General features: G+C 69.9%; 25 protein-coding genes. 10 read left to right on the top strand and 15 right to left on the bottom strand.

Features of this window, described 5'->3' with window-relative positions; genetic code table 11:
- The first annotated feature begins 65 nt into the window (after positions 1-65).
- The gene (locus ABZY89_RS09410; RefSeq protein WP_355226569.1) at positions 66-1,508 is read left to right on the top strand and encodes an MFS transporter; all 1,443 of its coding nucleotides are present in this window, start codon (positions 66-68) and stop codon (positions 1,506-1,508) included.
- Between the two features lie 66 nt (positions 1,509-1,574).
- On the opposite strand, the gene purQ is transcribed toward ABZY89_RS09410, so the two are convergent.
- Both purQ and purS read right to left on the bottom strand, forming a co-directional pair.
- The gene (gene purQ / locus ABZY89_RS09405; RefSeq protein WP_355226567.1) at positions 1,575-2,243 is read right to left on the bottom strand and encodes a phosphoribosylformylglycinamidine synthase subunit PurQ; all 669 of its coding nucleotides are present in this window, start codon (positions 2,241-2,243) and stop codon (positions 1,575-1,577) included.
- Positions 2,240-2,491 carry a phosphoribosylformylglycinamidine synthase subunit PurS gene (purS, locus tag ABZY89_RS09400; RefSeq protein ID WP_160026681.1) on the bottom strand — a complete coding sequence of 84 codons (252 nt, stop codon included), beginning with the start codon at positions 2,489-2,491 and terminating at the stop codon, positions 2,240-2,242. The genes purQ and purS overlap by 4 nt, the downstream gene beginning before the upstream one ends.
- An 80-nt stretch (positions 2,492-2,571) precedes the next feature.
- Between purS and ABZY89_RS09395 the strand changes: the two genes are divergently transcribed.
- A complete protein-coding gene (locus tag ABZY89_RS09395) occupies positions 2,572-3,822 on the top strand; it encodes an MFS transporter (protein WP_355226565.1) in 1,251 nt (416 codons plus the stop codon).
- Positions 3,823-3,836: 14 nt separating this feature from the next.
- Here the strand turns inward: ABZY89_RS09395 and ABZY89_RS09390 are convergent, their stop codons facing one another.
- The 3 genes from ABZY89_RS09390 to ABZY89_RS09380 all read right to left on the bottom strand — a co-directional run bounded on the left by ABZY89_RS09390 (position 3,837) and on the right by ABZY89_RS09380 (position 7,501).
- Complete coding sequence (locus ABZY89_RS09390) at positions 3,837-4,811, bottom strand: hypothetical protein (RefSeq protein ID WP_355226564.1); 975 nt, start codon at positions 4,809-4,811, stop codon at positions 3,837-3,839.
- Between the two features lie 102 nt (positions 4,812-4,913).
- Positions 4,914-6,476 carry a long-chain fatty acid--CoA ligase gene (locus tag ABZY89_RS09385; RefSeq protein WP_355226562.1) on the bottom strand — a complete coding sequence of 521 codons (1,563 nt, stop codon included), beginning with the start codon at positions 6,474-6,476 and terminating at the stop codon, positions 4,914-4,916.
- Between the two features lie 116 nt (positions 6,477-6,592).
- Positions 6,593-7,501 carry a phosphoribosylaminoimidazolesuccinocarboxamide synthase gene (locus ABZY89_RS09380; protein WP_355226561.1) on the bottom strand — a complete coding sequence of 303 codons (909 nt, stop codon included), beginning with the start codon at positions 7,499-7,501 and terminating at the stop codon, positions 6,593-6,595.
- 83 nt (positions 7,502-7,584) lie between these two features.
- Between ABZY89_RS09380 and ABZY89_RS09375 the strand changes: the two genes are divergently transcribed.
- Positions 7,585-8,571, top strand: a complete 987-nt coding sequence (locus tag ABZY89_RS09375; protein ID WP_355226559.1) for a sulfotransferase — start codon at positions 7,585-7,587, stop codon at positions 8,569-8,571.
- On the opposite strand, the gene ABZY89_RS09370 is transcribed toward ABZY89_RS09375, so the two are convergent.
- Positions 8,555-9,451 (bottom strand): hypothetical protein, encoded by an 897-nt coding sequence (locus ABZY89_RS09370; protein ID WP_355226557.1) that lies wholly within the window; start codon positions 9,449-9,451, stop codon positions 8,555-8,557. The genes ABZY89_RS09375 and ABZY89_RS09370 overlap by 17 nt on opposite strands.
- 159 nt (positions 9,452-9,610) lie before the next feature.
- Here ABZY89_RS09370 and ABZY89_RS09365 point away from each other — a divergent pair, with 159 nt between their 5' ends.
- Positions 9,611-10,207 (top strand): hypothetical protein, encoded by a 597-nt coding sequence (locus ABZY89_RS09365; RefSeq protein ID WP_355226556.1) that lies wholly within the window; start codon positions 9,611-9,613, stop codon positions 10,205-10,207.
- Positions 10,207-10,806 carry a nucleoside deaminase gene (locus ABZY89_RS09360; protein ID WP_355226554.1) on the top strand — a complete coding sequence of 200 codons (600 nt, stop codon included), beginning with the start codon at positions 10,207-10,209 and terminating at the stop codon, positions 10,804-10,806. Before ABZY89_RS09365 ends, ABZY89_RS09360 begins: the two co-directional genes overlap by 1 nt.
- A gap of 11 nt (positions 10,807-10,817) precedes the next feature.
- Here the strand turns inward: ABZY89_RS09360 and ABZY89_RS09355 are convergent, their stop codons facing one another.
- Positions 10,818-12,029, bottom strand: coding sequence for an MFS transporter (locus tag ABZY89_RS09355; protein ID WP_355226552.1), 1,212 nt, complete (start codon positions 12,027-12,029; stop codon positions 10,818-10,820).
- Positions 12,030-12,114: 85 nt separating this feature from the next.
- On the opposite strand from ABZY89_RS09355, the gene ABZY89_RS09350 reads away from it, so the two are divergent.
- Positions 12,115-12,447: a helix-turn-helix transcriptional regulator gene (locus tag ABZY89_RS09350; protein ID WP_183547952.1), complete on the top strand. Its 333-nt coding sequence runs from the start codon at positions 12,115-12,117 to the stop codon at positions 12,445-12,447.
- Here ABZY89_RS09350 and ABZY89_RS09345 read toward each other — a convergent pair.
- On the bottom strand, positions 12,444-13,022 hold the full coding sequence (locus ABZY89_RS09345) for an antibiotic biosynthesis monooxygenase (protein ID WP_355226550.1): 579 nt from the start codon (positions 13,020-13,022) through the stop codon (positions 12,444-12,446). The genes ABZY89_RS09350 and ABZY89_RS09345 overlap by 4 nt on opposite strands.
- Before the next feature lie 58 nt (positions 13,023-13,080).
- On the opposite strand from ABZY89_RS09345, the gene ABZY89_RS09340 reads away from it, so the two are divergent.
- Entirely contained in the window at positions 13,081-13,398 is a 318-nt protein-coding gene (locus ABZY89_RS09340; protein ID WP_160026672.1) for an antibiotic biosynthesis monooxygenase, read from the top strand.
- Here ABZY89_RS09340 and ABZY89_RS09335 read toward each other — a convergent pair.
- The 3 genes from ABZY89_RS09335 to purB are packed head-to-tail and all read right to left on the bottom strand — an operon-like array spanning position 13,385 to position 16,162.
- Positions 13,385-14,293, bottom strand: a complete 909-nt coding sequence (locus tag ABZY89_RS09335; RefSeq protein ID WP_355226548.1) for an oxygenase MpaB family protein — start codon at positions 14,291-14,293, stop codon at positions 13,385-13,387. The genes ABZY89_RS09340 and ABZY89_RS09335 overlap by 14 nt on opposite strands.
- 40 nt (positions 14,294-14,333) lie before the next feature.
- Positions 14,334-14,726: an NUDIX domain-containing protein gene (locus ABZY89_RS09330; protein WP_355226546.1), complete on the bottom strand. Its 393-nt coding sequence runs from the start codon at positions 14,724-14,726 to the stop codon at positions 14,334-14,336.
- Positions 14,727-14,731: 5 nt separating this feature from the next.
- Positions 14,732-16,162 (bottom strand): adenylosuccinate lyase, encoded by a 1,431-nt coding sequence (gene purB / locus ABZY89_RS09325; RefSeq protein WP_355226586.1) that lies wholly within the window; start codon positions 16,160-16,162, stop codon positions 14,732-14,734.
- Positions 16,163-16,201: 39 nt separating this feature from the next.
- Between purB and ABZY89_RS09320 the strand changes: the two genes are divergently transcribed.
- Genes ABZY89_RS09320 through ABZY89_RS09310 form a run of 3 tightly spaced genes read left to right on the top strand, consistent with a single transcriptional unit; the run spans position 16,202 to position 19,029 of the window.
- Positions 16,202-17,416: a DUF4032 domain-containing protein gene (locus ABZY89_RS09320; protein ID WP_355226544.1), complete on the top strand. Its 1,215-nt coding sequence runs from the start codon at positions 16,202-16,204 to the stop codon at positions 17,414-17,416.
- A gap of 25 nt (positions 17,417-17,441) precedes the next feature.
- Positions 17,442-18,728 (top strand): phosphoribosylamine--glycine ligase, encoded by a 1,287-nt coding sequence (gene purD, locus ABZY89_RS09315; RefSeq protein WP_355226542.1) that lies wholly within the window; start codon positions 17,442-17,444, stop codon positions 18,726-18,728.
- A gap of 22 nt (positions 18,729-18,750) precedes the next feature.
- On the top strand, positions 18,751-19,029 hold the full coding sequence (locus ABZY89_RS09310; protein WP_355226540.1) for a hypothetical protein: 279 nt from the start codon (positions 18,751-18,753) through the stop codon (positions 19,027-19,029).
- Positions 19,030-19,071: 42 nt separating this feature from the next.
- Here the strand turns inward: ABZY89_RS09310 and ABZY89_RS09305 are convergent, their stop codons facing one another.
- The 4 genes from ABZY89_RS09305 to ABZY89_RS09290 form a co-directional block, all read right to left on the bottom strand.
- On the bottom strand, positions 19,072-20,370 hold the full coding sequence (locus tag ABZY89_RS09305; protein ID WP_355226539.1) for an adenylosuccinate synthase: 1,299 nt from the start codon (positions 20,368-20,370) through the stop codon (positions 19,072-19,074).
- A gap of 157 nt (positions 20,371-20,527) precedes the next feature.
- Positions 20,528-21,508: a helix-turn-helix transcriptional regulator gene (locus ABZY89_RS09300; protein ID WP_355226538.1), complete on the bottom strand. Its 981-nt coding sequence runs from the start codon at positions 21,506-21,508 to the stop codon at positions 20,528-20,530.
- Between the two features lie 145 nt (positions 21,509-21,653).
- The gene (lysS, locus tag ABZY89_RS09295; RefSeq protein WP_355226536.1) at positions 21,654-23,156 is read right to left on the bottom strand and encodes a lysine--tRNA ligase; all 1,503 of its coding nucleotides are present in this window, start codon (positions 23,154-23,156) and stop codon (positions 21,654-21,656) included.
- 44 nt (positions 23,157-23,200) lie between these two features.
- Positions 23,201-23,614, bottom strand: a complete 414-nt coding sequence (locus ABZY89_RS09290) for a DUF3151 domain-containing protein (RefSeq protein WP_350844192.1) — start codon at positions 23,612-23,614, stop codon at positions 23,201-23,203.
- Positions 23,615-23,651: the final 37 nt, after the last annotated feature.

The following is a 23,651-nucleotide window of genomic DNA, read 5'->3' as shown; positions in this document are numbered from 1 at the left end:
TTCATCAAGCGGAGGCTTCCTCCGCTTCACTGTACTCCTCTTCCGTCTCCAACAGGAGCTCTCGAATGACATCCACCGTGGCACCACCCAAGCCACCCGCGGCCGCCAAGGCCGCCGCCGGCGCCGGGATCGCCCTGGTCCTGGTCGCCCAGCTGATGATCGTGCTCGACGCGGCAGTCGTGAACGTCGCGCTCCCCCGGATCGCCGACGACCTCGAGTTCACTCCGGCGGCACTCACCTGGGTGCTCAACGGCTACACCCTCGCCTTCGGCGGCCTGCTGCTCCTCGGCGGCCGCCTGGGCGACGTCTTCGGTAGGCGGCGCATGTTCGTCGCCGGCCTCTCCGTCTTCACCCTCTTCTCCCTGGCCGGCGGGTTCGCGCCGACCGACGACCTGCTCGTCATCGCCCGCGCCCTGCAGGGCTTCGGTGCCGCGATCGCCGCGCCTCAGGTGCTCGCCCTGCTGACCACGTCGGCGAAGGACGAGGCCGGCCGTGCCCGGGCGATCGCGCTCTTCTCGGCCGTCTCCTCCAGCGGTGCCTCGATCGGGCTGATCCTCGGCGGCATCCTGACCGACATCGCGTCGTGGCGCTGGACCCTGTTCATCAACGTACCGATCGGGCTCGTCGTGCTCGCCCTCGTCGGCCGTCTCGTCGCCGAGACCGCGCCGCGACCGGGACGCTTCGACATCGTCGGCGCCGTGACCGCCACCGGTGGTGCGGCCGCGATCGTCTGGTCGCTGATCGGCGCACCGGAGCACGGCTGGACCTCCGCGCGCACCCTCGGCGGGATCGCGATCGGCCTTCTCCTCCTGGTCGCCCTCGTGCTCACCGAACGCCGGGTCGCCCACCCGCTGCTGCAGCTCCACCTCTTCAACAGCCACCGCCGCGTCGCCGCGTTCATCGCCGCTGTCGGGCTGGTCGGGGCCCAGTTCGCGACGTTCTACCTGACCGTGATCTACCTGCAGGGCGTGCTGGGCATGGGGCCGCTCGCCTCCGGGCTGGCGTTCCTGCCGCTCACCCTGATGATCTTCGCGATGTCCCGGGTGGCGCCTCGGATCGCGGCCCGGATCGGGATGTCGCGAGTGCTGGTCCTGGGTGCCACCGGCCTCACGGCGTCGTTCCTGTGGCTGAGCACGCTCACGGAGACGAGCACGTACGCCGGCGCCGTCCTGGCTCCGTTCCTCCTCAACGGCGCCTTCGCCTCGCTCGTCTTCACCTCCACCACTGCCCTCGGCCTGGAAGGTGTCGACGCCGCCCACGCCGGCTCGGCCTCGGGCCTGGTGCAGACCATGCAGCAGCTCGGCGGCTCGATCGGACTGGCCGTGATCGCCTCGGTCTACGTCGCCAACGGCACCCCGGGCGAGGTCGTCCCGGGGATGCGCGAGGCCTTCTACGCCGCGGCCGCCCTGGGCGCGCTCGGCATCATCGCCTCGCTGAGCGTGGTGCTCCGGCGACCGTCCGGGATGCATTCGTACGCTGCCGGGCAGGTCGCGGCTGGGGCCGAGTGACTGTTCCGCCCCGAACGAGAACGGCCCGGCTCGCGAACGCGAGCCGGGCCGATTCGTACACCTGGGTCAGGCGAAAGCCTTCTCGGCCAGCGAGGTGAAGAAGCCGAGCCCGTCCGTGCCGGAGCCGGTGAGGGTCTCCACGGCGTGCTCGGGGTGGGGCATCAGGCCGACGACGTTGCCGGCCTCGTTGGTGATGCCGGCGATGTCGTTGACCGAGCCGTTGGGGTTCACGTCGAGGTAGCGCGCGACGACGCGGCCCTCGCCCTCGAGCCGCTTGATGGTGTCGGCGTCGGCGACGTACTGCCCCTCGCCGTTCTTCAGCGGGACCACGATCTCCTGGTCCTGGGTGAACGCGGAGGTCCAGGCGGTCGAGGTGTTCTCGATGCGCAGCTTCTGGTCGCGGCAGATGAACTTGAGGTGGTCGTTGCGCAGCAGGCCGCCGGGGAGCAGGTGGGACTCGACGAGCATCTGGAAGCCGTTGCAGATGCCGAGCACCGGAAGGCCCTTCTGGGCGCCCTCGATGACCTCGGTCATGATCGGCGCGAAGCGGGAGATGGCACCGCAGCGCAGGTAGTCGCCGTAGGAGAAGCCGCCCGGCAGGATCACCGCGTCGACCCCCTGCAGGTCGTGGTCGCCGTGCCACAGCGCAACGGCCTCGTTGCCGCCGACACGGACGGCGCGCTGTGCGTCGACGTCGTCGAGCGTGCCCGGGAAGGTGATGACGCCGATCTTCACTTGGCGGTCTCTTCCACGCGCACGACGTAGTTCTCGATCACCGTGTTGGCCAGGAAGGTCTCGGCCAGCTTCTCGATCTGGGCGAGCGCGTCGTCGGTGACCTCGGGGATCTCCAGCTCGAACCGCTTGCCCTGACGGACCTCGGTGACCCCGGTGAACCCGAGCCGCGGCAGGGCGCCGAGTACGGCTTTCCCCTGCGGGTCGAGAATCTCGGGCTTGGGCATGACGTCGACGACAACGCGAGGCATGGCTGCAGTCTAGGTGGGCCATACGCCGCTCACCTAAACCGTTGGCACCCTGCCCGACCCGGTCTTTACGATCGCTCCTCGTGCGCCATCTGCTGATCGACATCACCCCGTTGCGTACGTCTCCTGCTTTCCGCCGGTTCTTCATCGGGCGGGCGGTGTCGGGGCTGGGTGGGCAGATCTCGGTGGTCGCGGTGATGTACCAGGTCTGGGAGGCGACCCACAGCCCGTTCTGGTCCGGCAGCGTCGCGCTCGCGCAGCTCGTCCCGATGCTCACGATCGGGCTCTGGGGCGGCGCGGTGGCCGACCGCGCGGACCGGCGCTCGATCCTGCTGGTCACCACCCTCACCCAGCTCGCGCTGGCGCTGCTGCTGATGGCGCAGGCCCTCTGGCTCGGCACCTCGCCGTCCTCGCTCGGGCTCGTCCTGGTCCTGGTCGCGCTGATGGCCGCCGCGGGCTCGGTCGCCGCCCCCGCGAGCATGGGCGTGATCCCGCGGCTCCTCGGCACCGACCAGGTCGCCGCCGGGCTCGCCCTCAACCGGCTGAGCTTCCAGGGATCGATGCTCCTCGGCCCAGCGCTGGGCGGGCTGATCATCGGCTACGCAGGTCTCGAGATCGCGTACGCCGTCGACGCGATCTCCTTCGCCGCCGGGTTCCTCGGGGTAGTCGGCCTCCCGGCTCTCGCGCCGGCGACGAGGACGAGCGGCGGCGGAGTCCTCGAAGGCCTGCGCTTCGCGGCCACCCAGCCGGTCGTACGCGGCGTGCTCCTCGTCGACCTGGCGGCCACCGTCCTGGCCATGCCCGTGAGCCTGTTTCCGCTGGTCAACGAGGCCCGGTTCGGCGGCGACCCACGCACCCTCGGGCTGTTCCTGACCGCGATCGCGGTCGGCGGCGTGGCGGCCTCGCTCGTCTCGGGCTCGTTCACCAGACGCAGCCGCCCGGGCCCGATCACGATCGGCGCCGCAGCCGTGTGGGGTGCCAGCCTCGGCGCCGTCGGGCTGGTCACCTCACCCTGGCTGTGCCTCGCCCTGCTCGCCGTCGCCGGAGCCGCCGACTCGGTCAGCGTCGTCACCCGAGGCACGCTGATCCAGCTCGCCGTGCCCGACGATCTGCGCGGCCGTACCGCCGCGATCGAGATGATCGTCGGCGCCGGCGGGCCGGAGGTCGGCAACCTCCGCGGCGGTGCCGTCGCCCAGCTCACCTCGGGCTCGTTCGCGCTGGTCAGCGGGGGCGTCACCTGCCTGCTCGCCCTCGCCGCCGTCGGCGCCACCTCCCGGCCGATGCTCACCTTCCGTGCAGGAACCACAAACTCGAAGACCACAGCCACCGGGTGACTGCGATCTTCGAGCTAGTCACACGGAGCCGCCGGACAGTCCGGGCACGAGCGAATCTGGCCCTCCCAACCCCCGAGCCGAAGCAGCTCACCGATGCCGATGGCCGTTCGACACGGGTCACCGAGCACCTGCCCATATGTGAGCCGAACGGTCCGCAACCCACGCGCGACCGCCGCATCCAGATCACGAACATGATCGGCGTCTCGAGCCGCAGCGCTGCCGTGGAAGGAACGGCCGTCGAGTTCCACGACCAGCCCGTACGCCGCATAGGCAACGTCACGCTCAACCGAGAAGCCCCGAATCGAGTCGGCGACCTGGCGCTCACCCGCGGGCAGACCATGGGCGCGCTCGACGCGGCGCAGGTACTCGCGTTCGAGGACCGAGCACGCGCCGGCCTTCAGGTCCTCGAGCAGCTCTGTCAGAAGGCCCCGGTTGGTCAACCGCTTGCGGTAGCCGAGAGCCTGAATCAGGGCCGACGCCGTCGCAGCCTTGGTCTGAACGAGGCCGGCAAGCATCGAGAACGCTTCACCGACATCACTCCCCTCGGCTGCCGCGTCGATCGCAGCCTCGGCGAGCAGCTGCCGGGGCGGGTAGGCGGCCCAGTCGACGTACCCATCGAAACGAGCGCGCCGCCGGACGATCACGCCACGGGGTGCACGCATGGTGCGGTCGAGAGGCACCATCACCTCGATCGGGGCGCGCTCGGGCGGTTTCGGCAGTGCGGATCGACCCGCCAGAGCCGCCGGCCAGCACACCAGCACCGCCGCCCAGGCACGCTGACCCCAAGTCGGGTTGCCAGTGTGACCGACGTAGACCCCCGGATGGATCGCGGTGAGCTCACGGTTTCGTACGAGGCGACGGATGTCGTGGTCCTGCGCATGCAGGTCACGCAACTGTCGCCGCGAGATGACACCGCCCTGGATCTCATCACGCAGTCGCAGCATGCCATCGTGGTCGAACGGTTGCTTCGCGTCCCCCGAGTGCTCCACGAAACCGTTCTACCCCAGATCGGACCTTCGTAAACTCGAAGATCGCAGCCACCGGGTGACTGCGATCTTCGAGCTACGGCTGCTGCCGGCGTACGGAATCGGCTACTTGAGCTCGCGCTTGAGGATCTTGCCGGTGGCGGTCATCGGGAGGGCGTCGACGATCTCGACGATGCGCGGGTACTTGTAGGCCGCCATCTGCTCCTTGCTCCAGGCGACGATCTCCTCGGAGGTCGCGGAGGCGCCGGGCTTGAGCACGAGGACCGCCTTGATCTCCTCACCGTGGGAGTCGTGCGGGACGCCGATCACGGCGGCCAGCGAGACCGCCGGGTGGGTCAGCAGGACCTCTTCGATCTCGCGCGGGTAGACATTGAAGCCGCCGCGGATGATGAGCTCCTTGGCGCGGTCGACGATGTAGTACCAGCCGTCCTCGTCGCGCTTGGCGAGGTCGCCCGAGCGGAACCAGCCCTCCGAAGTGAGCACCTCGGCGGTGGCCTCGGGGCGGTTGTAGTAGCCCTTGAAGATGTTGTGGCCCTTGATCGCGATCTCGCCGATCGCGTCGGCGGTCCACTCGATGTCGTCCCACGACGCCGGGTCGATCAGGCGCATCTCGACACCGGGGATCGGTACGCCGATCGAGCCCGGGCGCACCGGCTGGCCGTAGAGCGAGAACGACGCGACCGGCGAGGTCTCGGAGAGGCCGTAGCCCTCGAGGATGGTGACGCCGAAGCGCTTCTCGAACTCCTTGTGGATCTCGACCGGGAGGGCCGAGCCACCGGCGGCGGCGACGCGGAGGTTCTTGGCGAGCGTGTCCACGTCGGTGTCCTCGGAGAGGGCACCGAGCAGGCCCCAGTACATCGTCGGCACGCCGGCGAAGAACGTGACGCTCTCCTTGAGCATCGTCGCCAGCGCGGCAGCAGCGTCGAAGCGGGGCAGCAGCACGACGGTGCCACCGAAGGCGATCGCGCCGTTCTGCACCACGGTCTGGCCGAAGGCGTGGAAGAGGGGCAGCACGGCGAGATAGGTGTCGGGCCGCTCGGACGAGGCACCGAAGAGGTCCGCGCCGGCCAGCGCGTTGTCGCGCATGTTGCGGTGACGCAGCTCGGCGCCCTTGGGCTGCCCGGTGGTGCCGGAGGTGTAGAGGATGACCGCGGTGTCGTCCTCGTCGGTGCCCACGGTCTCGAAGGTCGGCGGCTGGGTCCCGATGCCCTGGCCGAGCGTGGTCACGCCCTCGATCGGCGACGCGGCGGTCGGGTCGGCGGTGATCAGGAAGAGGTTCTCGACCCCGGCCTCCTGCGCACCGGCATGCGCCTCGGCGCCGATGGCGAGCTCCGGGGTGCCCTCGAAGGCGAAGAGGGCCTTCGCGTCGGAGTCCTTGAGGTGGTAGGCCACCTCGCGCCCCTTGAGCAGCACGTTGAGCGGCACGACGGTTGCGCCGGCCTTGAGGATGCCGAAGTAGACCATCGTGAAGTAGGGCAGGTTCGGGCTCATCAGAGCGACCCGGTCACCCGCACCGATGCCCTTGCTCGCCAGCAGGTTCGCGACCTGGTTGGCGGCACCGTTGATCTGGGCGTAGTTCAGACGGATGTCTCCCAGCACGATCGCGGTGCGCTCGGGATAGTTCGCCGCGGAGTCTTCGAGCAGCGAAGCGAGGTTGTACGTGGACACATGGCCTCCAGTGGTGTGCGTGTTACCCGTCACAACCTACCCGTGCGTAGCTTCTCGCGGAACACGGTCTCGATTTTTACTGCGACACGTGTCCCTGAAACTTTGCCCGGGTCCTGTCAGAAGCGGTGGCCGGTGAGCTTCTCGTACGCCTCGACGTACTTCGCCCGCGTGCGCGCGACGATCTCCTCGGGCAGCTCCGGCGGCGGGCCACCGGCGGCGCGGTCCCAGCCGGACTCGGGCGAGAGCAGCCAGCGCCGGATCACGTCCTTGTCGAAGCTGGGGATCGCGGAACCGGGGTGCCACTGGCTCGCGTCCCAGTAGCGGGAGGAGTCCGGAGTGAGCACCTCGTCGGCGAGGACGATGGTGCGGATGCCCAGGTCGTCCTGGCGTACGCCGAACTCGAACTTCGTGTCGGCCAGGATGAGGCCGCAGCCGCGGGCGATCTCGTCGGCGCGCTGGTAGACCGCCAGAGTCAGCCGGCGCACCGCGGCGGCGTCGTCCTCGCCGATCAGCTTGGAGATGTATTCGTAGGTGACGTTCTCGTCGTGGTCGCCGAGCTCCGCCTTCGTGGCCGGGGTGAAGATCGGCGGGGTGAGCCGGGAGCCGTCGACCAGACCGGCCGGGAGCCGGATGCCACAGACCTCGCCGGTGGCCTCGTACTCACGCAGGCCCGACCCGGTCAGGTAGCCGCGCGCGACGCACTCGACGGGCAGCATGTGGAGCTTCTGAGCGACCACCGCCCGACCTTCGACGGCCGCAGGGACGTCGGTCGAGAGCACATGGGTCGGCACCAGGTCCTCGAACTGCTCGAACCACCACAGCGACAGCCGGGTGAGGATCTCGCCCTTGTCCGGGATGACCGTGTCGAAGACGTGGTCGAAGGCCGAGATGCGGTCGCTGGCGACCATCAGGAGCTGACCGGCGTACGGACCCTCCTCCAGCTCGTAGAGGTCGCGCACCTTGCCGGAGTGGAGGTGCTTCGCGCCCGGGATCGCCGGCGCCGGCGGGATGTTGAGTTCAGCCACGGGATCAGCCTAAGAGATAGTCCTCCCGAACCGTTTCTCGCTTAAGTAGACTGTTTCGAGCGATTTAAGCGGAAGGGCCGCCCATGGAGCGACGACCACAGCCAGACTTCTTGATCATCGGAGCACCGAAAGCAGGGACCACGGCACTGCACTCGGCACTGGCGAGGCACCCGCAGGTGTTCGCCACGACACCGAAGGAGCCGAAGTACTGGCTCTGCGACGACGCACCTCCGCCGCACTGGCGCGGCCCCGGCGACAAGCACTCGCAGCAGGAGTGGGTCTGGCGGCGTACGGACTACGACCGGCTCTTCGCCGCCGCCCCCGAGCACGCGATCAGGGGCGAGAGCACGCCGTTCTACCTCTACTCCACCAGCGCCCAGCGGCGGATCGCCCAGGAGCTTCCGGACGTGAAGCTGATCGCCGTCGTGCGCGACCCGATCGACCGCGCCTACTCCAACTGGATGCATCTGTGGTGCGACGGACTGGAACCCGTCGCCGACTTCCCCACGGCGTTCCGGCTCCAGGACCGGCGCGCCCACGACGGCTGGGCACCGTTCTGGCGCTACCGCGAGCTCGGGCTCTACGGCCGGCAGCTCGACCACCTCTACGGGCTGGTCGGCGAGGACCGCGTGCTGGTGGTGCGCTACCGCGACATCGTCGACGAGCCCGCCGTGACGGTCGACCGCGCCTGCCGCTTCCTCGGCATCGAGCAGGGCCATGTCGGCCACATCCCGAACGACAACAGCAGGACGTACGTCGAACCCGGCTGGCGCCCGAAGGTGCTCGGTCCCGTGGTCAGGGGCGGTGCCTGGCTCGCCCAGTTCGCGCCGCCGGAGATCTGGCGCAGGAGCTACCCGCCGTTGCTGCGCCAGCTCGCCGGACCGGGCGACCACCACCGGCCCCGGCTGACTCCGGAGCAGCGCGAGCAGCTCCTCCCCGCCTTCGCCGAGGACATCGAGCTGCTCACCAAGGTGAGCGGGCAGGACTTCTCCGACTGGCTCTCCACCTCGAGCCGGGGATCGTTCCAGGAGCGCGCGAGACTCGCGGAGAACCTCAGCGAACCAGCGTGATCAGGTCGTGGGCGCCGTCCTCACGGGCGGCCTCCACGTAGTAGCGGATCCGGCCGTCGGGCAGCGCCACCGCGCTGGCGTAGCGGAAGGCGCCGTCGGAGTGGGGGCTGGTGACCGGGGCCGCGTCGGGGTCGGCGACCAGACGGGTGCCGTCCCAGCGGGCGACGCCGGTGGTCTCGTACCAGTTGGACTCGGCGTCGGCGCGGCCGTCATAGAGGACGACGAGCGGGTCGTGGGAGACGACCGTGGTGACCCGGGCCCCGCGGGCGTCCCACAGGCCCGGACGTCCGGCGAGGACCTCGCCGTCGTCGTGCCACTCCAGGCCGTCGGTCGAGGTGAGATAGCGGGTCGTCATCCGGTCCTCGTGGCCGGGCTCGGTGAGCGGGTGGCAGCACAGCCACATCTGCCAGGTCTGGGTCACCGGGTCGATCGCGATCACCGGGTCCTTGACCGCGACGGTGTCGCTGCCGGGGTGGACGACCTGGCGGATTCCCTCGGGGAGCCCGGCTACGGTGTCGGCGGTGAGGCTGTCGACCCACCAGTGCTTGGAGTCCCAGGTGGCGCAGGAGAGGTAGAGCCGCCAGCCACCCTCAGGCAGCGGCACCAGCACCGGCCGCTCCAGCGACTCGCAGCCGAACTGGTCGCGGTGGACCTCGGTCACCGTCTCGAACCGCACCCCGTCGGTCGACCGGGCGACGCTGACCGTCACCCCGCGCCCGTCCGAGAGCGGCCGCCGGTTGCGCCAGGTCAGCCAGAAGACCCCGTCGACCAGGACCGCACTCGAGGCGCCGGCCCAGTTGCCCGGCCCCTCGCCCGGCGCCGGGATCACGAGCTCGGCGCCGTCGTAGGACGGGAGGGACGGAAGCACACCGGTGGTCATAGAGTCATCTTAGTCAAGTCACTCACTCGCCTAAGGATCCACGCCGCGGCGCCACTTGATGTAACACGTCGTTCGTAGGACTACTCGCCCTATTGGAACGACCGGTCAGTCCTACGAACAGCGTGTTACATCTCCGCCCGCTGTGGCATCGTTCGAGCCATGGCCGAGACAGCTGATCAGATCTATGCCCGCGTCCAGGCCGGCGGTGACCTGCCCGCGCCGAGCGTGACCGAGTGGGACGTCTTCCCGTGGGTCGTACGCGACGGCGAGATCGCCCCCAAGCCGCTCGCTCCCCCGGCTCCCGAGGAGCCGCGCAACGGCGAGGACGGGATGGACTGCAACCTGTGCGGCACCGACCTGCCGGGCGTGATCTGGCAGGACGAGAGCTGGCGGGTGAAGCACCTGGCGCAGTCCGGGCTGCCGCTGGTGCTGATCCTGGAGCCGCTCGAGCACTACGACCTGCCCGATCTCGACGAGCACCAGGCGGCCGAGTTCGGGGTCCTCACGGTGCGGCTCGCCAGGATCGTGGAGAGCCTGCCCAACATCGCCCGCTGCCACGCGATGCGGATCGGCGACGGTGCCGAGCACCTGCACATGTGGTTCCTGGCCCGCCCGAAGGACCTGCTCTCCGTACGCGGCAGCTTCTCGCCCGACTGGGACGACATCCTCCCGCCCGGCCCCGAGGAGATCTGGCGCGCCGACCTCGCCGAGGTCGCCCGCAAGCTCGCCACCCACGGCGGCGAGGCGCTGGTCTGATGGACCTGACCGACGAGGCGGACGTACGCCGCCTGCTGGACGTGATCGAGCAGGAGATTGTCCCGCTGACGCGTGCCGGCGTGGAAGCGGGCAACAAGATCTTCGGCGCCGCGATCGTGCGCCGCGCGGACCTCTCCACGGTGGTCGCCGAGACCAACAACGAGACCGAGAACCCGCTGTGGCACGGCGAGATCCATGCCATCAAGCGCTTCTTCGAGGTGCCGGCCGAGGATCGACCGGCGCCCGCCGACTGCCTGCTGCTGGCGACCCACGAGCCCTGCTCGCTGTGCCTGTCGGGGATCGCCTGGTCAGGGTTCCCCGAGTTCGCCTATCTCTTCAGCCACCAGGACTCGGCCGAGTCCTTCGCAATCCCCTACGACCTGGCGATCCTGAAGGGCGTCTACGCCGTGCCGGACCCCGACCGCGACGAGGTCGCCCCGGGGCGAGACCTCTACAACCGCGCCAACGCCTACTTCGTCAGCACCGGGCTCGCCCCGCTCGCCGACCCCGACCAGCTCGCCCGGATCACCCGGACCTACGACGAGCTCTCGGCGACGTACCAGGAGAGCAAGGGTGGCGGCGCGATCGCGCACCCCTGACCAGGGCCTGTTCAGTCGCCGCTGCGCCAGCGCAGCAACCCGGCCACGGCGGAGAGCACCGCGACGACGGCGCCGTAGACATAGGTCGTGGTCGTGAGACCGATCTGCGGCGTCAGCAGCCCGGCGACGACCGCCGGGATGCCGAATGCGAGGTAGGACACGATGAAGATCACCGCGAAGACCTCCGCCCGCTCGTGGGCCGGCAGGAGCGGCATGATCGAGCGCAGGATGCCGAAGAAGGCGGTTCCGAAGCCCGAGCCCACGACGACCACCGCGACGAGGTACGCCGCCGCCGAGCCGGTCGGGAGCGCGAGCAGGCTCAGCACCGTGCCGCCGGCCAGCGCGGCCGTGCCGTAGAGCGTCGTCGCCCGGGCCGAGCGGTTCCGGAACAGGTACGCCGCCACCGCGCCGGACCCGGCGAGGGCACCGATCGCCAGCCCCTGGAGGACATGGCTGCTGGCGCCCAGCTCGGTGCGTACGATCGCGGCGCCGAGGGAGAGGAAGAGCCCACCGGTCGCCCAGCCCGCGAAGATCGCCGGGGCGCTACGGCTGAGCAGGCCCCGGATGGCCGGCGGCACGGCGATCCGCGGACGCAGCGAGGCGAGCAGACCCTCGTGACGGGGCGCGGTCTCGGGGACCAGCCACACGCCGGCCGCGAGGAGGAGGGAGAGCACGACGAGGGCGTCGAACACGATGAGCTGCGCGTCCGCCGCCACCTGCAGGACCACACCGGCGACGATGGCGCCGATCGCCAGTCCGACCATCGGAGCGATGGCGTTGACCACCGCCGCGGAGCCCGGTCGCGAGGGCCGCTCGAAGTCTGCGATCGCGGCCGAGAGCGTCGAGAGCAGCAGTCCGCTCGCGACCCCCTGCAGGATCCGCGCCTCGAAGAGGACAGCGGCGGTGTCGGCGCCCTGGAAGAGCGCGAAGCTGGCCGCCAGCAGGAGGAACCCGACGGTCACCACCGGACGCCGGCCGACGTGGTCGGAGACCGAGCCGAACACGAGCAGGGTGGCCAGCAGAGCGACCGCATAGACGGCGAAGACAGCCGTCATCACCCACGGCTCGAGCCCGAGGCCCACCTGGAGGTCGGGATAGAAGGGCGAGGGCGCGCTGGCCCCGGCCATCATCAGCACGACCGCCACCAGGGCCACGCCCGCGCCGAGTCGCCGCCCGGCGACGGCGTCCGTCATCGTCGTCGCGCTCACCGTTTCTACCGACATCACCACTCCATCCATCGTTCGAATTATTTCGAACCTTTTATGGAGAGTACGTGCCTTCCGCTGACTGTGCAACTATTATCGAACCATGAGTTCTTCCCCGGACCTTCCGCATCCTGATCGGTCGGAGCTCTCACTGACGACCGTGCTCTTCGCGCTCAGCGACCCCGAGCGCCTGGCGATCGCCCGTCAGCTGGTCGACGGACCTCTCGACATGGCCGAGTGCCACCTGAGCAACCCGGACGTACCGAAGTCGACGAAGTCGCACCTGATGAAGGTGCTGCGGACGGCGGGCGTGGTCCGCAACGAGGCCAACGGCCGCGCCCGGCGTCTCTCGCTGCGCCGCGAGGATCTCGACGCGCGGTTCCCCGGACTCCTCGACGCCGTGCTCTCCGCCGAGGACGGCGCCCCGAAGTCCTAGCTGCGGCGCCAGGGCGCCGGGCGGCCGTGCAGGAACCACTCCATGTTGCGGGTGATCCACGGCAGCCCGAAGTACGTCATGAACGGCAGCGTCACGACCATCACGCCCAGCACCTTCAGCGGCAGCGCCCAGTCCCCGACAAGCGGGCCGAGCAGCCAGTTGGCGAGCAGGCTGACCGGGTAGAACATCAGGAAGATGGTGATCGTCTGCTTCCACCGCGGCGGGGCCGTCGCGACCCCGGAGACCTGCTCGACGTCGTAGGTGCTCGGCGGGTCGAACCAACCCTCGATGCCGGTACGCCGCTCGATCCGGGTCTCCTCCACGAACGGCTCCCCCGCACCCAGCCACCAGCCGCGCTGTCGGCTGTTGTCCCAGCTGCCCAGGGTCTCGTGGGAGTCGAAACGGTAGAGCAGGTGCCACTGGTCGGAGTCCGGTGACGGCCGCACCCAGCCCGCTCCCAGGAAGCCCGGGAACTCGCTGGCCAGCCGGATCCCCGCCTGCATCCAGGCGACCATCTCGTCGCGGCGCTCCACGGAGACTCGACGGGCGATGGTCACGGTTACCGGCTCGGACATGCCGTCCATCGTCGCAGGGACGTACGCCGCCTCCCCAGCCCTCGCATAGGTTTGCGGCATGTCTGTGGTGAAGATCAATGCAATCCAGGTTCCGGCCGAGGCGGGCGCGGAGCTCGAGAAGCGGTTCGCGGCGCGAGCCGGTGCGGTCGAGAAGTCACCGGGGTTCCTCGGCTTCCAGCTGCTGCGCCCGGTTGCCGGCGACGACCGCTACTTCGTCGTTACCCACTGGGACTCCGAGGAGTCCTTCGCGGCCTGGCGCGACGGCGATGCGCGGGCCGCGCACGCGACTCCGCCGGGTGAGGCGCCGCGCAAGCCCGTCGCCACCGGCGCCGATCTGCTGGAGTTCGAGGTCGTGCTGGACGTCAAGCCCGCCTGACGTCGGAGACATCGGAGACGCCGGGGATGCTGACGCCTCCTCGGCGCACCAACGCCTGCTCACCCTGCTGGACGACCTTGTAGAAGTGCTCGCTCCGCCCGCGCAGCAGCGGCGTGGGTCCGAGGAGCGACAGGCGGCCGTGGGCGAGGCGGCTGGCGGTGCGTACGGCCCGCCATCTCCTCTCGGCGGCGGCCGACCACGGGATGCCGTAGTGCTCGCGGACGAGCGCCGGGAGGCTGCCCTGGACGACGGTCCGGAGCGTCTCGGAGGTCGGCGGCCCGCCAGGGAGGTGGTAGCCGGCGGTGCCGGCGATGTGGCGGCCGACCAGGCGCGCCTCGTCCACGAGACACGGCTCGTCCGAGGTGAGCCAGGCGTCGAAGCGGCGGCGGAAGTCTGGATAGGACGCCGGCGCGGCCGAGGCCGGCACGCCGAAGAGACCGGCCCAGGTCACGAACCCGTCGAAGAGCTCCTCGCGCTCGTCCGGGCGGAGCGGGCGGACCAGGGCGTCGTACATGAACTCGACCGAGTCGAGCGCGAACGCCGCCGTCCACCACATCAGCCCGGGATCGGCGGCCGAGTAGGGCGACCCCTCGGGATGCGCCGGACCGCCGGGAACCTCCATCGTCCCTTCGACGGGCACGTGCCGCTTCGCCGTGAAGGCGAGCGCCCGGTCGGCCTCCTCCTTGGTCCCGAGGAAGACCGTCTCCATCAGCCGAGCCGTCAGCGCGAGCCGCGTGTAGGGCGTCGCCCGGTGCACCGTGTGCTGCGCGGTGCCGACGAAGAGCCGTGGGTGCAGGCCGCCGATCACCAGCGCCCGCTGTCCCCAGCTCAGCCCGACGACCCGCTGACGCAGGGCACGGACGACCATCGAGTCGGCGGCGAAGTACCCGGACACACCGACAGTCTGACACCGCGCGGCGGCTGGCCGCGAGGGTTCAGGCGGGCTCGAGGGCGGGGACGACGTACTCCCGGGTCAGCGGGGCGAAGTCGGCTCCGTCGGTGATCTCGGCGAGCGTCGCCCAGCGCAGCTCCGCGATCTCGGCAGCGGCGTCCGGGGCGACCTCGCCGGCCCAGGTGAAGACCGTCGAGCGCACCAGGTGGCCCGGCTCGTTGGCGGCGTCCGCCTCGAACTCGCCGAGCAGCGCCAGGTCCTCGACCCGGAGCCGTACGCCGAGCTCCTCCGCCACCTCACGGACGGCCGCCTCCGCAGCCGACTCCCCCGGCTCCAGCTTTCCGCCGGGGAGCATGAACTTCGCGGTGCCGTTCTTGCGGACGGTCAGCATCCGCCCGTCACCGTCACGGAAGACGACGGCCGCAACGGTGATCACGGGGCTCAGAGGATCTCTCCCGGCGCGTAGGCGGCGGCCTCGGGGTGGCGAGCGGTGACGGCCTCCACCCGGCGTACGACCTCCTGGACCTGCGCGACGGCGGCACCGGTGAACTCGATCGGGTCGGCGACCAGCGACTGGATCTGCTCCTCGGTCAGACCGAGACGGGAGTCGGCTCCGAGCTTGGCGAAGACGTCGTTCTCGGCCTGGCCCTTGCGCATCGAGAGCGCGGTGCCGACGGCGGCCTCCTTGATCGCCTCGTGGGCCTCCTCGCGGCCGACGCCGTTGCGGACAGCGGCCATCAGCACCTTGGTGGTCGCCAGGAACGGCAGGTAGCGGTCGAGCTCGCGCTGGATCACGGCCGGGAAGGCGCCGAACTCGTCGAGCACGGTCAGGAAGGTCTGGAAGAGGCCGTCGGCGGCGAAGAACGCGTCCGGGAGCGCGACGCGGCGCACGACGGAGTCGGAGACGTCGCCCTCGTTCCACTGGTCGCCGGCGAGCTCGGAGATCATCGAGAGGTAGCCGCGGAGCACGACCGAGAGGCCGTTGACCCGCTCGGTGGAGCGCGAGTTCATCTTGTGCGGCATCGCCGAGGAGCCGACCTGGCCCTCCTTGAAGCCCTCGGTGACCAGCTCGTTGCCGGCCATCAGCCGGATCGTGGTCGAGAGGTTGGAGGGGCCGGAGACCAGCTGGACCAGCGCCGAGACGGCGTCGAAGTCGAGGGAGCGCGGGTAGACCTGGCCGACGCTGGTGAAGACGTTCTCGAAGCCGAGGTGGGCCGCGACCCGCTCCTCGAGCGCGGCCAGCTTGTCGGCGTCACCGTCGAGCAGGTCGAGCATGTCCTGTGCCGTGCCCATCGGGCCCTTGATCCCGCGCAGCGGGTAGCGGGCGATGAGCTCCTCGACCCGCTGGAGGCCGACCAGCATCTCGTCGGCGACGGTCGCGAACCGCTTGCCGAGCGTCGTCGCCTGGGCAGCGACGTTGTGCGAACGGCCGGCCATGACGGTGGTCTCGTGCTCGGCCGCGAGCCGCGCCAGGCGGGCCAGCGTCGCGACGGCACGGTCGCGGATCACCTTCAGCGATGAGAGCACCTGGAGCTGCTCGACGTTCTCGGTGAGGTCCCGCGAGGTCATGCCCTTGTGGATGTGCTCGTGACCGGCCAGCGCGGCGAACTCCTCGATCCGCGCCTTCACGTCGTGGCGAGTCACCCGCTCACGGGCCGCGATCGAGTCCAGGTCGACGTCCTCGACGACCTTCTCGTACGCCTCCACGACCCCGTCGGGGACGTCGATGCCGAGATCCTTCTGGGCCTTGAGCACCGCGATCCAGAGCTGACGCTCCAGGACGATCTTGTGCTCGGGACTCCAGATCCCGGCGAGGTCGGCCGCGGCATAGCGGTTGGCGAGAACGTTGGGCACCACAGTCACGGCGGATATTCTCCCATGCTCCGTGCCCACCCCCACTAACGTGGCGGTATGGCCCTGCGGATCCTCGCCAGCCGGCCCGATCCGGCGATCTACACCCTGCCCTGGTCCTTCCCCCTGGAGGAGTGGCCGGATGATGTCGTGGTGCCGCTGGCCCGCGGGCTGAGTCGCCATGTCGTACGCATCGTGCGGGTGCGGAACAACATCTACGCGGTCAAGGAGACCCAGGCCGACATCGCCCGGCGGGAGTACAACATGCTGCGCGAGCTGCAGCGCCTCGGCCTGCCGACCGTGGTCGCCAAGAGCGTCGTCACGGGTCGCACGGACCGCGACGGCAACGACCTCGGCGCCGCACTGATGACCGAGCACCTCACCTACTCGCTCCCCTACCGCGCGCTGTTCGAGCGAGGCCTGGCCGCCGACCGGCTCCCCAGCCTGATCGACGCCCTCGTCGTCCTGCTCGTACGCCTCCACCTGGCCGGCTTCTACTGGGGCGACGTGTCCTTGTCGAACGTCCTGTTCGTGCGCGACGCGGCCGGGTTCGCCGCCTACCTGGTCGACGCCGAGACCGGGGAGCTGAAGCCGGAGCTCTCCGACCGGCTGCGGGAGTACGACCTCGACGTCGCCTACCAGAACATCTACGGCGAGCTGCTCGACCTGCAGGCGAGCGAGTCCCTGCCCGAGGCCTTCCCGATCGACGCGATCGTCGAGCGGCTGCAGAGCCGCTACGACGCGCTGTGGCGCGAGCTCACCGAGGAGCAGGTCTTCTCCGCCGAGGAGATGTGGCACATCGAGCAGCGCATCGAGCGCCTCCACGACCTCGGCTTCGACGTCGAGGAGCTCGACATCACCACCAGCGAGGACGGCGACACCGTCGCCCTCCGCCCGCGGGTGGTCGAGCTCGGCCACCACCGCCGCGAGCTGCGTACGCTGACCGGGCTGGACGTCCAGGACGCCCAGGCACGGCGGATCCTCAACGACATCTCCGCGTTCCGCGCCACCCGCGAGCTCGGCGACCGGCCGATCGAGGTCGCGGCGAGCCGCTGGCTGCGCGAGGTCTACGAGCCCATCGTCGCGATGCGCCCGCCCGACGCCGCCGCCAAGCTCACGCCTGCGCAGATGTTCCACGAGATCCTCGAGCACCGCTGGGTGCTCTCCCAGTTCGCCGGCGAGTGGGTCAAGCTCATCAACGCCGCGGAGTCCTACTACGCGGACGTCATCCAGCACCGCCCCGACGAGGCCGTCACCCCGCCCGCCGAGGAGTGAGCCGGGCTCGTCATAAGGTGGCCACGTGAAGATCCTCGTCGTCGGCACCGGTGGTCGTGAGCACGCGCTCGCTCTGAAGCTCTCCCAGGAAGGGAACGAGGTGTACGCCGCGCCCGGGAACCCCGGGATCGCGGAGTTCGCCACGCTCCGGGACGTGGACATCATGTCCGGTCCCGCGATCGCCTCCCTGGCCGGCGAGCTGGGCGCCGATCTGGTCGTCGTCGGGCCCGAGGCGCCGCTGGTGGCCGGGGTGGCCGACGCGGTCCGTGAGGCGGGGATCGCGGTCTTCGGACCGTCGGAGGCTGCCGCGCAGCTCGAGGGGTCGAAGGCGTTCTCCAAGGACGTGATGTCCGTGGCCGGCGTGCCGACCGCGGGCTCGCGCGTGGCGACCACCCCCGAGGAGGCTGCCGCCGCGCTGGACGAGTTCGGCGCTCCGTACGTCGTCAAGGACGATGCTCTCGCCGCGGGCAAGGGTGTCGTCGTGACGCGTGACCGCGAGGAGGCGCTGGCCCACGCGGCCGCGTGCGAGCGGGTCGTCATCGAGGAGTTCCTCGACGGCCCCGAGGTCTCGCTGTTCGCGATCTGCGACGGGACGCGGGCCTACGCGCTGCAGCCGGCGCAGGACTTCAAGCGGATCTTCGACGGCGGCAAGGGCGGCAACACCGGCGGGATGGGTGCCTACTCGCCGCTGCCGTGGGCGCAGCCGGACCTGGCCGACGTCGTGCTCACGACCGTCGTCCAGCCGACCCTGGTCGAGATGGAGAAGCGCGGCGCTCCGTTCGTCGGGTGCCTCTACGTCGGGCTCTCGCTGACCGCCAAGGGTCCGAAGGTGATCGAGTTCAACTGCCGGTTCGGTGACCCCGACATCCAGCCGGTGCTCGCTCTGCTCGAGTCCAACCTCGGCGACCTGCTCCTCGCGGCGGCCACGGGCGCGCTGGACAGCGTCGAGGCGCCGACCTTCTCCGACGGTGCCTCGGTGACCGTCGTGCTGGCCTCGGCCGGTTACCCGGAGTCGTCCTCGAAGGGCGACGTCATCACCGGCGCCGGCAACGCCAACTCGATCAACGACGTGGACGTGATCCACGCCGGCACGGCGATCGTCGACGCCTCCACTCCCGAGGAACCCGACCACCGCCACCTGGTCACCGCGGGCGGCCGGGTGCTGGCGGTCCGCGCGAAGGGCTACGACATCGACGACGCGCGCTCGAGGGCGTACGCCGCCGCCGACCTCGTCAGCTTCGACGGGCTCCAGCGTCGCTCCGACATCGCCGCCGAGCCGCTCGGTGTCGTCGAGGGCGCCTCACTGCTTTGAGCATCGGCGTACTCTGCCGAGCATGACCTGGGTCGTGTTCGGCGTCGCCGTTGTCCTCGTGCTCGGGCTGATCATCGCGGCCTGCAACAAGGCCCTGCGCTCCTCCCGCCGCGGCGTCTCCTCCGGGATCGGCGACGGTCTCGGCAACTTCATCGACGTCTTCGACCCGGGCAACGCCCGCGCCGCGCGCGACCTCAAGGAGCAGGACAACATCGGTCACGTGGTCCCCTCGCCCGACGGCGACGACCCGCCCTACGGGGTCGACCTGAAGGCCGGACGCGTCACCATCCGTCGGTCATGACCTGGCTGAGAGTGGCCGATCGGCCACTCTCAGCTCACCACCTCAGGTCAGCGAGTTGATGATGACGGTCTCGTCGCGGGCCGGGCCGACACCGATGACCGACATCGGGGCGCCGGAGATCTCCTCGACGTACTTCACGTACGCCTGAGCGTTGGCCGGGAGGTCGGCGAACGACCGGGCGCCCGAGATGTCTTCCTTCCAGCCCGGCAGCATCTCGAAGATGGGCTTGGCGTGGTGGAAGTCGGACTGGTTGACGGGCATCTCGTCGTGGCGGACACCGTCGACGTCGTACGCCACGCACACCGGGATCTCCTCGAGACCGTCGAGCACGTCGAGCTTGGTGAGGACGAAGTCGGTGACCCCGTTGACGCGGGCGGCGTAGCGGGCGATGACCGCGTCGTACCAACCACAGCGGCGCGGGCGGCCGGTGGTGGTGCCGAACTCGTGGCCGTTGTCGCGCAGGTAGTCGCCGGATACGTCGAAGAGCTCGGTCGGGAACGGCCCCTCCCCCACGCGGGTGGTGTAGGCCTTCACGATCGCGACGACTCGGTCGATCCGGGTCGGCGGGATCCCGGAACCGGTGCAGGCGCCGCCCGAGGTGGCGTTGGAGGAGGTCACGAAGGGGTAGGTGCCGTGGTCGACGTCGAGCAGGGTCGCCTGGCCACCCTCGAGCAGCACGGTCTCGCCCCGGTCGAGCGCCTGGTTGAGCAGCAGGCCGGTGTCGCAGACCATCGGCGCGATCCGGTCCGCGTACGACAGCAGATCCTCGACCACCGCGTCGACGGTGAAGCCACGACGGTTGTAGACCTTCGAGAGCAGCTGGTTCTTCAGCTCCAGGGCGCCCTCGACCTTGCCGCGCAGGATCGACTCGTCGAAGAGGTCCTGGACGCGGATGCCGATGCGGTTGACCTTGTCGGCGTAGGTGGGCCCGATCCCGCGGCCGGTGGTGCCGATCTTGCGCGAGCCGAGGAAGCGCTCGGTGACCTTGTCGAGCTGGCGGTTGTAGTCGGCGATGACGTGGGCGCTGGCGGACAGCTTCAGCTTGGAGATGTCGACGCCACGCGCCTCCAGACCGGTCAGCTCCTCGAAGAGGACCGCGAGGTCGACGACCACGCCGTTGCCGATCACCGGCGTCACGCCGGCGGTCAGGATGCCGCTGGGCAGCAGGTGGAGGGCGTACTTCTCGCTCTGCCCGTCTTCTTGGCGAATAACAACCGTGTGGCCGGCGTTGTTGCCGCCGTTGAACTTGACGACGTAGTCGACGTGCTCACCGAGCAGGTCGGTCGCCTTGCCCTTGCCTTCGTCGCCCCATTGGGCACCGATGATCGTGATCGCGGGCATGTGTGTCGCTCCTTCGCTCCGGACGGAGTCCCTCCGGGCGTGCCCGGCTGCTCAACGCACCAATATCTCGTGTGTGTTGGATCCATCTACAAATGCAAAAAACCCTGGCAAGACCAGGGCTCTTGCGACCACACGCTAGCAAATTCAGGCGCGTACGTCACAGCCAGGCTCGCCGGGCGGCCTCCACACCCGCCTCGAACCGCGAGGTCGCACCGAGCTCCTCGAGCAGTTCGGCGACCCGTCGCCGGACCGTACGCAGCGAGACCCCCAGCCTCCGGGCGATCTGCTCGTCCTGGGCTCCGCTGGCCAGCTCGGCGAGCAGCAGGCGGCGTTCGGCGTTCGGCAGGTCCTCGAGCTCGGCCGCCGGGAGGGCGCGGCGCCACAGCTCCTCGAAGTAGCTGGTCACCACCTCGACGATGCCCCGCTGGCGTACGTTGATCATCGGCTGCTCCACCGGGCCGAGCGGGTCCGGGAACATCGCATGCGTGCTGCCGACCACCATCAGGTGGGTGCCGACGCGCGGCAGGATTCGGACCTCCTCACCGATCTCGATCCGCATCCGCAGCACGTCGGGCGCCTGCTTCAGGGCTGCCACCGGGTAGATCCCACGACACCGGCGACCCGACTTGATCGTGGACTCGATGACCGAGATGAACCGCATCTCCGAGGGGTGCACGGTCACCGCCGGGCGCAGCCACATCATGTCGCCCGAGGTGGCCGAGACCAGCCGCTCGAAGGTCTCCGGCGTGAACTCGGTCGCGATCACCTCACCCTCGATCGGCTGCTCCTCGCCGATCTGGGCCGGGAGGCGTGCGGCGGTGCCGGCGACGTACGGGACCGACTGGGAGATCTTCAGCAGATGGTCGTGGGCGTCCTGGGCTCTGGTCGCTGCCCGCTCCAGCATGTGGGCGACCACCGCCGTCGGGCTGAGCACGGTCAAGGTCTCACCGCAGCTGATGACTCCGCTCTCGACCAGGGGCGCGGCCTGCTCCTTCAACTCCTCCTCGGAGGTGGACAGCGTCGCCGCCACCACCATGCACGGCCACCCGGTGAGCGGAAGGAGGCGGCTGTAGAGCTGAGCCGCGCCCGGGTCGAACCCGAGCGCGGTCATCAACGTCTCCGACCGGCCGTTCTCCATACCCGGCACTTTAGTCTCACCAAACCGCCGCCGGTCGAGCCGCGAGCGCCAGCGAGCGTGTCGAGACCAACACAGTTCGTACGCGACTGTGTTGGTCTCGACACGCCTTCGCCTAGCGGCTCCGGCGGCTCGACCAGCGGTCAGATCAGGCTTCCGGCTTCAACAGGGGGAAGAGGATCGTTTCGCGGATCCCGGCACCGGTGAAGAGCATGATCGCCCGGTCCAGGCCGAGCCCGAGGCCACCCATGGGCGGGGCGCCGTACTCCAGAGCCCGCAGGAAGTCCTCGTCGAGCTGCATCGCCTCGGGGTCGCCGCCGGCGGCGAGGAGGGACTGGGCGGTGAGGACCTCGCGCTGCACGACCGGGTCGATCAGCTCGGTGAACCCGGTGCCGCGCTCGACACCGCCGATGATCAGGTCCCAGGCGAGCACCTTGCCCGGCTCCTCGTCGTTGATCCGCGCCAGCGGCTGGGCGATTGCCGGGAAGTCGCACAGGAAGGTCGGCTGGATCAGGTGGGGTTCCACCAGCTCGCCGCACAGCTCCATGACGATCTTGTCGGCGCCCCAGGCCGGGTCGAGCTCGACGTCGTGCTTGTCGGCGAGCGCCTTGAGCGTCTCGACGTCAGTGTCGGGGGTGACCTCGACGCCGACGGCCTCGGAGACACCCTCGTAGACCGGCAGCCACTTCCACTCGCCGTCGAGGTCGATGACACCGGCGTCGGTCTCGATCTGGCGCGAGCCGACCGCGTCGGCGGCGGCGAGGTACATCTGCCGCATCTCCTCGGCGATCGTGAACTGGTCGCCGTAGGCCTGGTAGGCCTCGATCATCGTGAACTCGGGGCTGTGCGTGGAGTCGACGCCCTCGTTGCGGAAGATCCGGCCGATCTCGTAGACCTTGTCGACGCCGCCGACGACCGCCTTCTTGAGGTTGAGCTCGAGCGCGATGCGCAGCGTCATCGGCTGGTCGAAGGCGTTCATGTGGGTGTTGAACGGCCGTGCGTGCGCACCACCGTGGATGAGCTGCAGGACCGGCGTCTCGACCTCGAGGTAGCCGTCGTCCTCGAGACGGCGGCGGATCGCCTGGGTGATCTTCGCCCGCGTACGCACCATGTCGCGCGCCTCCTGGCGCACGATCAGGTCGGCGTAGCGCTGCCGGACCCGGGCCTCCTCGGAGAGGTCCTTGTGGAGCACCGGCAGCGGCCGCAGCGCCTTGGACGCCATCTCCCAGCTCGAGGCCATGATGGAGAGCTCGCCGCGCCGCGAGGAGATCACCCGGCCGGTGACGGCGACGTGGTCACCGAGGTCGACCAGGCTCTTCCACTCCGCGAGCGACTCCTCCCCCACCTCGGCGAGCGAGAGCATCACCTGGAGCCGGGTGCCGATGCCCTCCTGCAGCGTCGCGAACGCGAGCTTGCCGGTGTTGCGGACGAACATGACCCGACCGGCGACGGTGACCACGTCCTGGGTCTCGTCACCGGCCTCGAGCTTGTCCTCGTAGGCCTCCCGCACCTCGGCGAGCGTGTGCGTGCGGCCGACCCCGATGGCGTACGCCTTCTTGCCCTCGGCCAGCAGGCGCTCCCGCTTCTCGCGCCGGACCAGCATCTGCTCGTTGAGGTCCGGTTCGGGCGCGTTGGTGGTCTGCTCAGTCACGGGTCAAGGCTAGGCGAGATCGCTGGTCGGACGCGATTCGGTATTCACCCCAGAAGCGTGTCGTACGCCGTCGGGCTGCTGTCGCGCAGGAACTCGCTGCAGCGCTCCCACTCCTCGGTCTCGCCGATCGCCTTGGCCTGCTCGGCGAGCAGGGCGAGGCTGGTCAGGAAGCCGCGGTTGGGCTCGTGCTCCCACGGCACCGGGCCGTGGCCCTTCCAGCCGTTGCGGCGCAGCATGTCGAGCGAGCGGTGGTAGCCGACGCGGGCGTAGGCGTAGATGGTCACGTCCTCGGCGCCGGCCTCCTTGGCGGCCGTGGCGAGCGCGGCCCAGGCGGAGGGCGAGGCCGGGTGGCGGCGTACGACCTCGGCGGGGTCGGTGCCGGCGGCCAGCTCGTCGGTCGCGGGGTCGGCGGGGAGGTGGGTCGGCGGCGGTCCGGCCATCAGGTCCTGGTGGGTCATACGCACCATTGTGCCCGCAGCCACCGACCGTCTTTCC

The organism is Nocardioides sp. NPDC006303 (assembly GCF_040613175.1).
Taxonomy (GTDB): Bacteria; Actinomycetota; Actinomycetes; order Propionibacteriales; family Nocardioidaceae; genus Nocardioides.
This window is presented reverse-complemented; position numbering and strand designations above follow the sequence as displayed.

Coding starts and splice junctions, on each gene's coding strand:
- ABZY89_RS09350 (WP_183547952.1), top strand. CDS start 12,115: ATGAGTTCTTCCCCGGACCTTCCGCATCCTGATCGGTCGGAGCTCTCA.
- ABZY89_RS09355 (WP_355226552.1), bottom strand. CDS start 12,029: ATGTCGGTAGAAACGGTGAGCGCGACGACGATGACGGACGCCGTCGCC.
- ABZY89_RS09345 (WP_355226550.1), bottom strand. CDS start 13,022: ATGTCCGAGCCGGTAACCGTGACCATCGCCCGTCGAGTCTCCGTGGAG.
- ABZY89_RS09360 (WP_355226554.1), top strand. CDS start 10,207: ATGGACCTGACCGACGAGGCGGACGTACGCCGCCTGCTGGACGTGATC.
- purS (WP_160026681.1), bottom strand. CDS start 2,491: ATGCCTCGCGTTGTCGTCGACGTCATGCCCAAGCCCGAGATTCTCGAC.
- ABZY89_RS09300 (WP_355226538.1), bottom strand. CDS start 21,508: ATGGAGAACGGCCGGTCGGAGACGTTGATGACCGCGCTCGGGTTCGAC.
- ABZY89_RS09310 (WP_355226540.1), top strand. CDS start 18,751: ATGACCTGGGTCGTGTTCGGCGTCGCCGTTGTCCTCGTGCTCGGGCTG.
- ABZY89_RS09370 (WP_355226557.1), bottom strand. CDS start 9,451: ATGACCACCGGTGTGCTTCCGTCCCTCCCGTCCTACGACGGCGCCGAG.
- ABZY89_RS09410 (WP_355226569.1), top strand. CDS start 66: ATGACATCCACCGTGGCACCACCCAAGCCACCCGCGGCCGCCAAGGCC.
- ABZY89_RS09290 (WP_350844192.1), bottom strand. CDS start 23,614: ATGACCCACCAGGACCTGATGGCCGGACCGCCGCCGACCCACCTCCCC.
- ABZY89_RS09340 (WP_160026672.1), top strand. CDS start 13,081: ATGTCTGTGGTGAAGATCAATGCAATCCAGGTTCCGGCCGAGGCGGGC.
- ABZY89_RS09305 (WP_355226539.1), bottom strand. CDS start 20,370: ATGCCCGCGATCACGATCATCGGTGCCCAATGGGGCGACGAAGGCAAG.
- ABZY89_RS09365 (WP_355226556.1), top strand. CDS start 9,611: ATGGCCGAGACAGCTGATCAGATCTATGCCCGCGTCCAGGCCGGCGGT.
- ABZY89_RS09320 (WP_355226544.1), top strand. CDS start 16,202: ATGGCCCTGCGGATCCTCGCCAGCCGGCCCGATCCGGCGATCTACACC.
- ABZY89_RS09375 (WP_355226559.1), top strand. CDS start 7,585: ATGGAGCGACGACCACAGCCAGACTTCTTGATCATCGGAGCACCGAAA.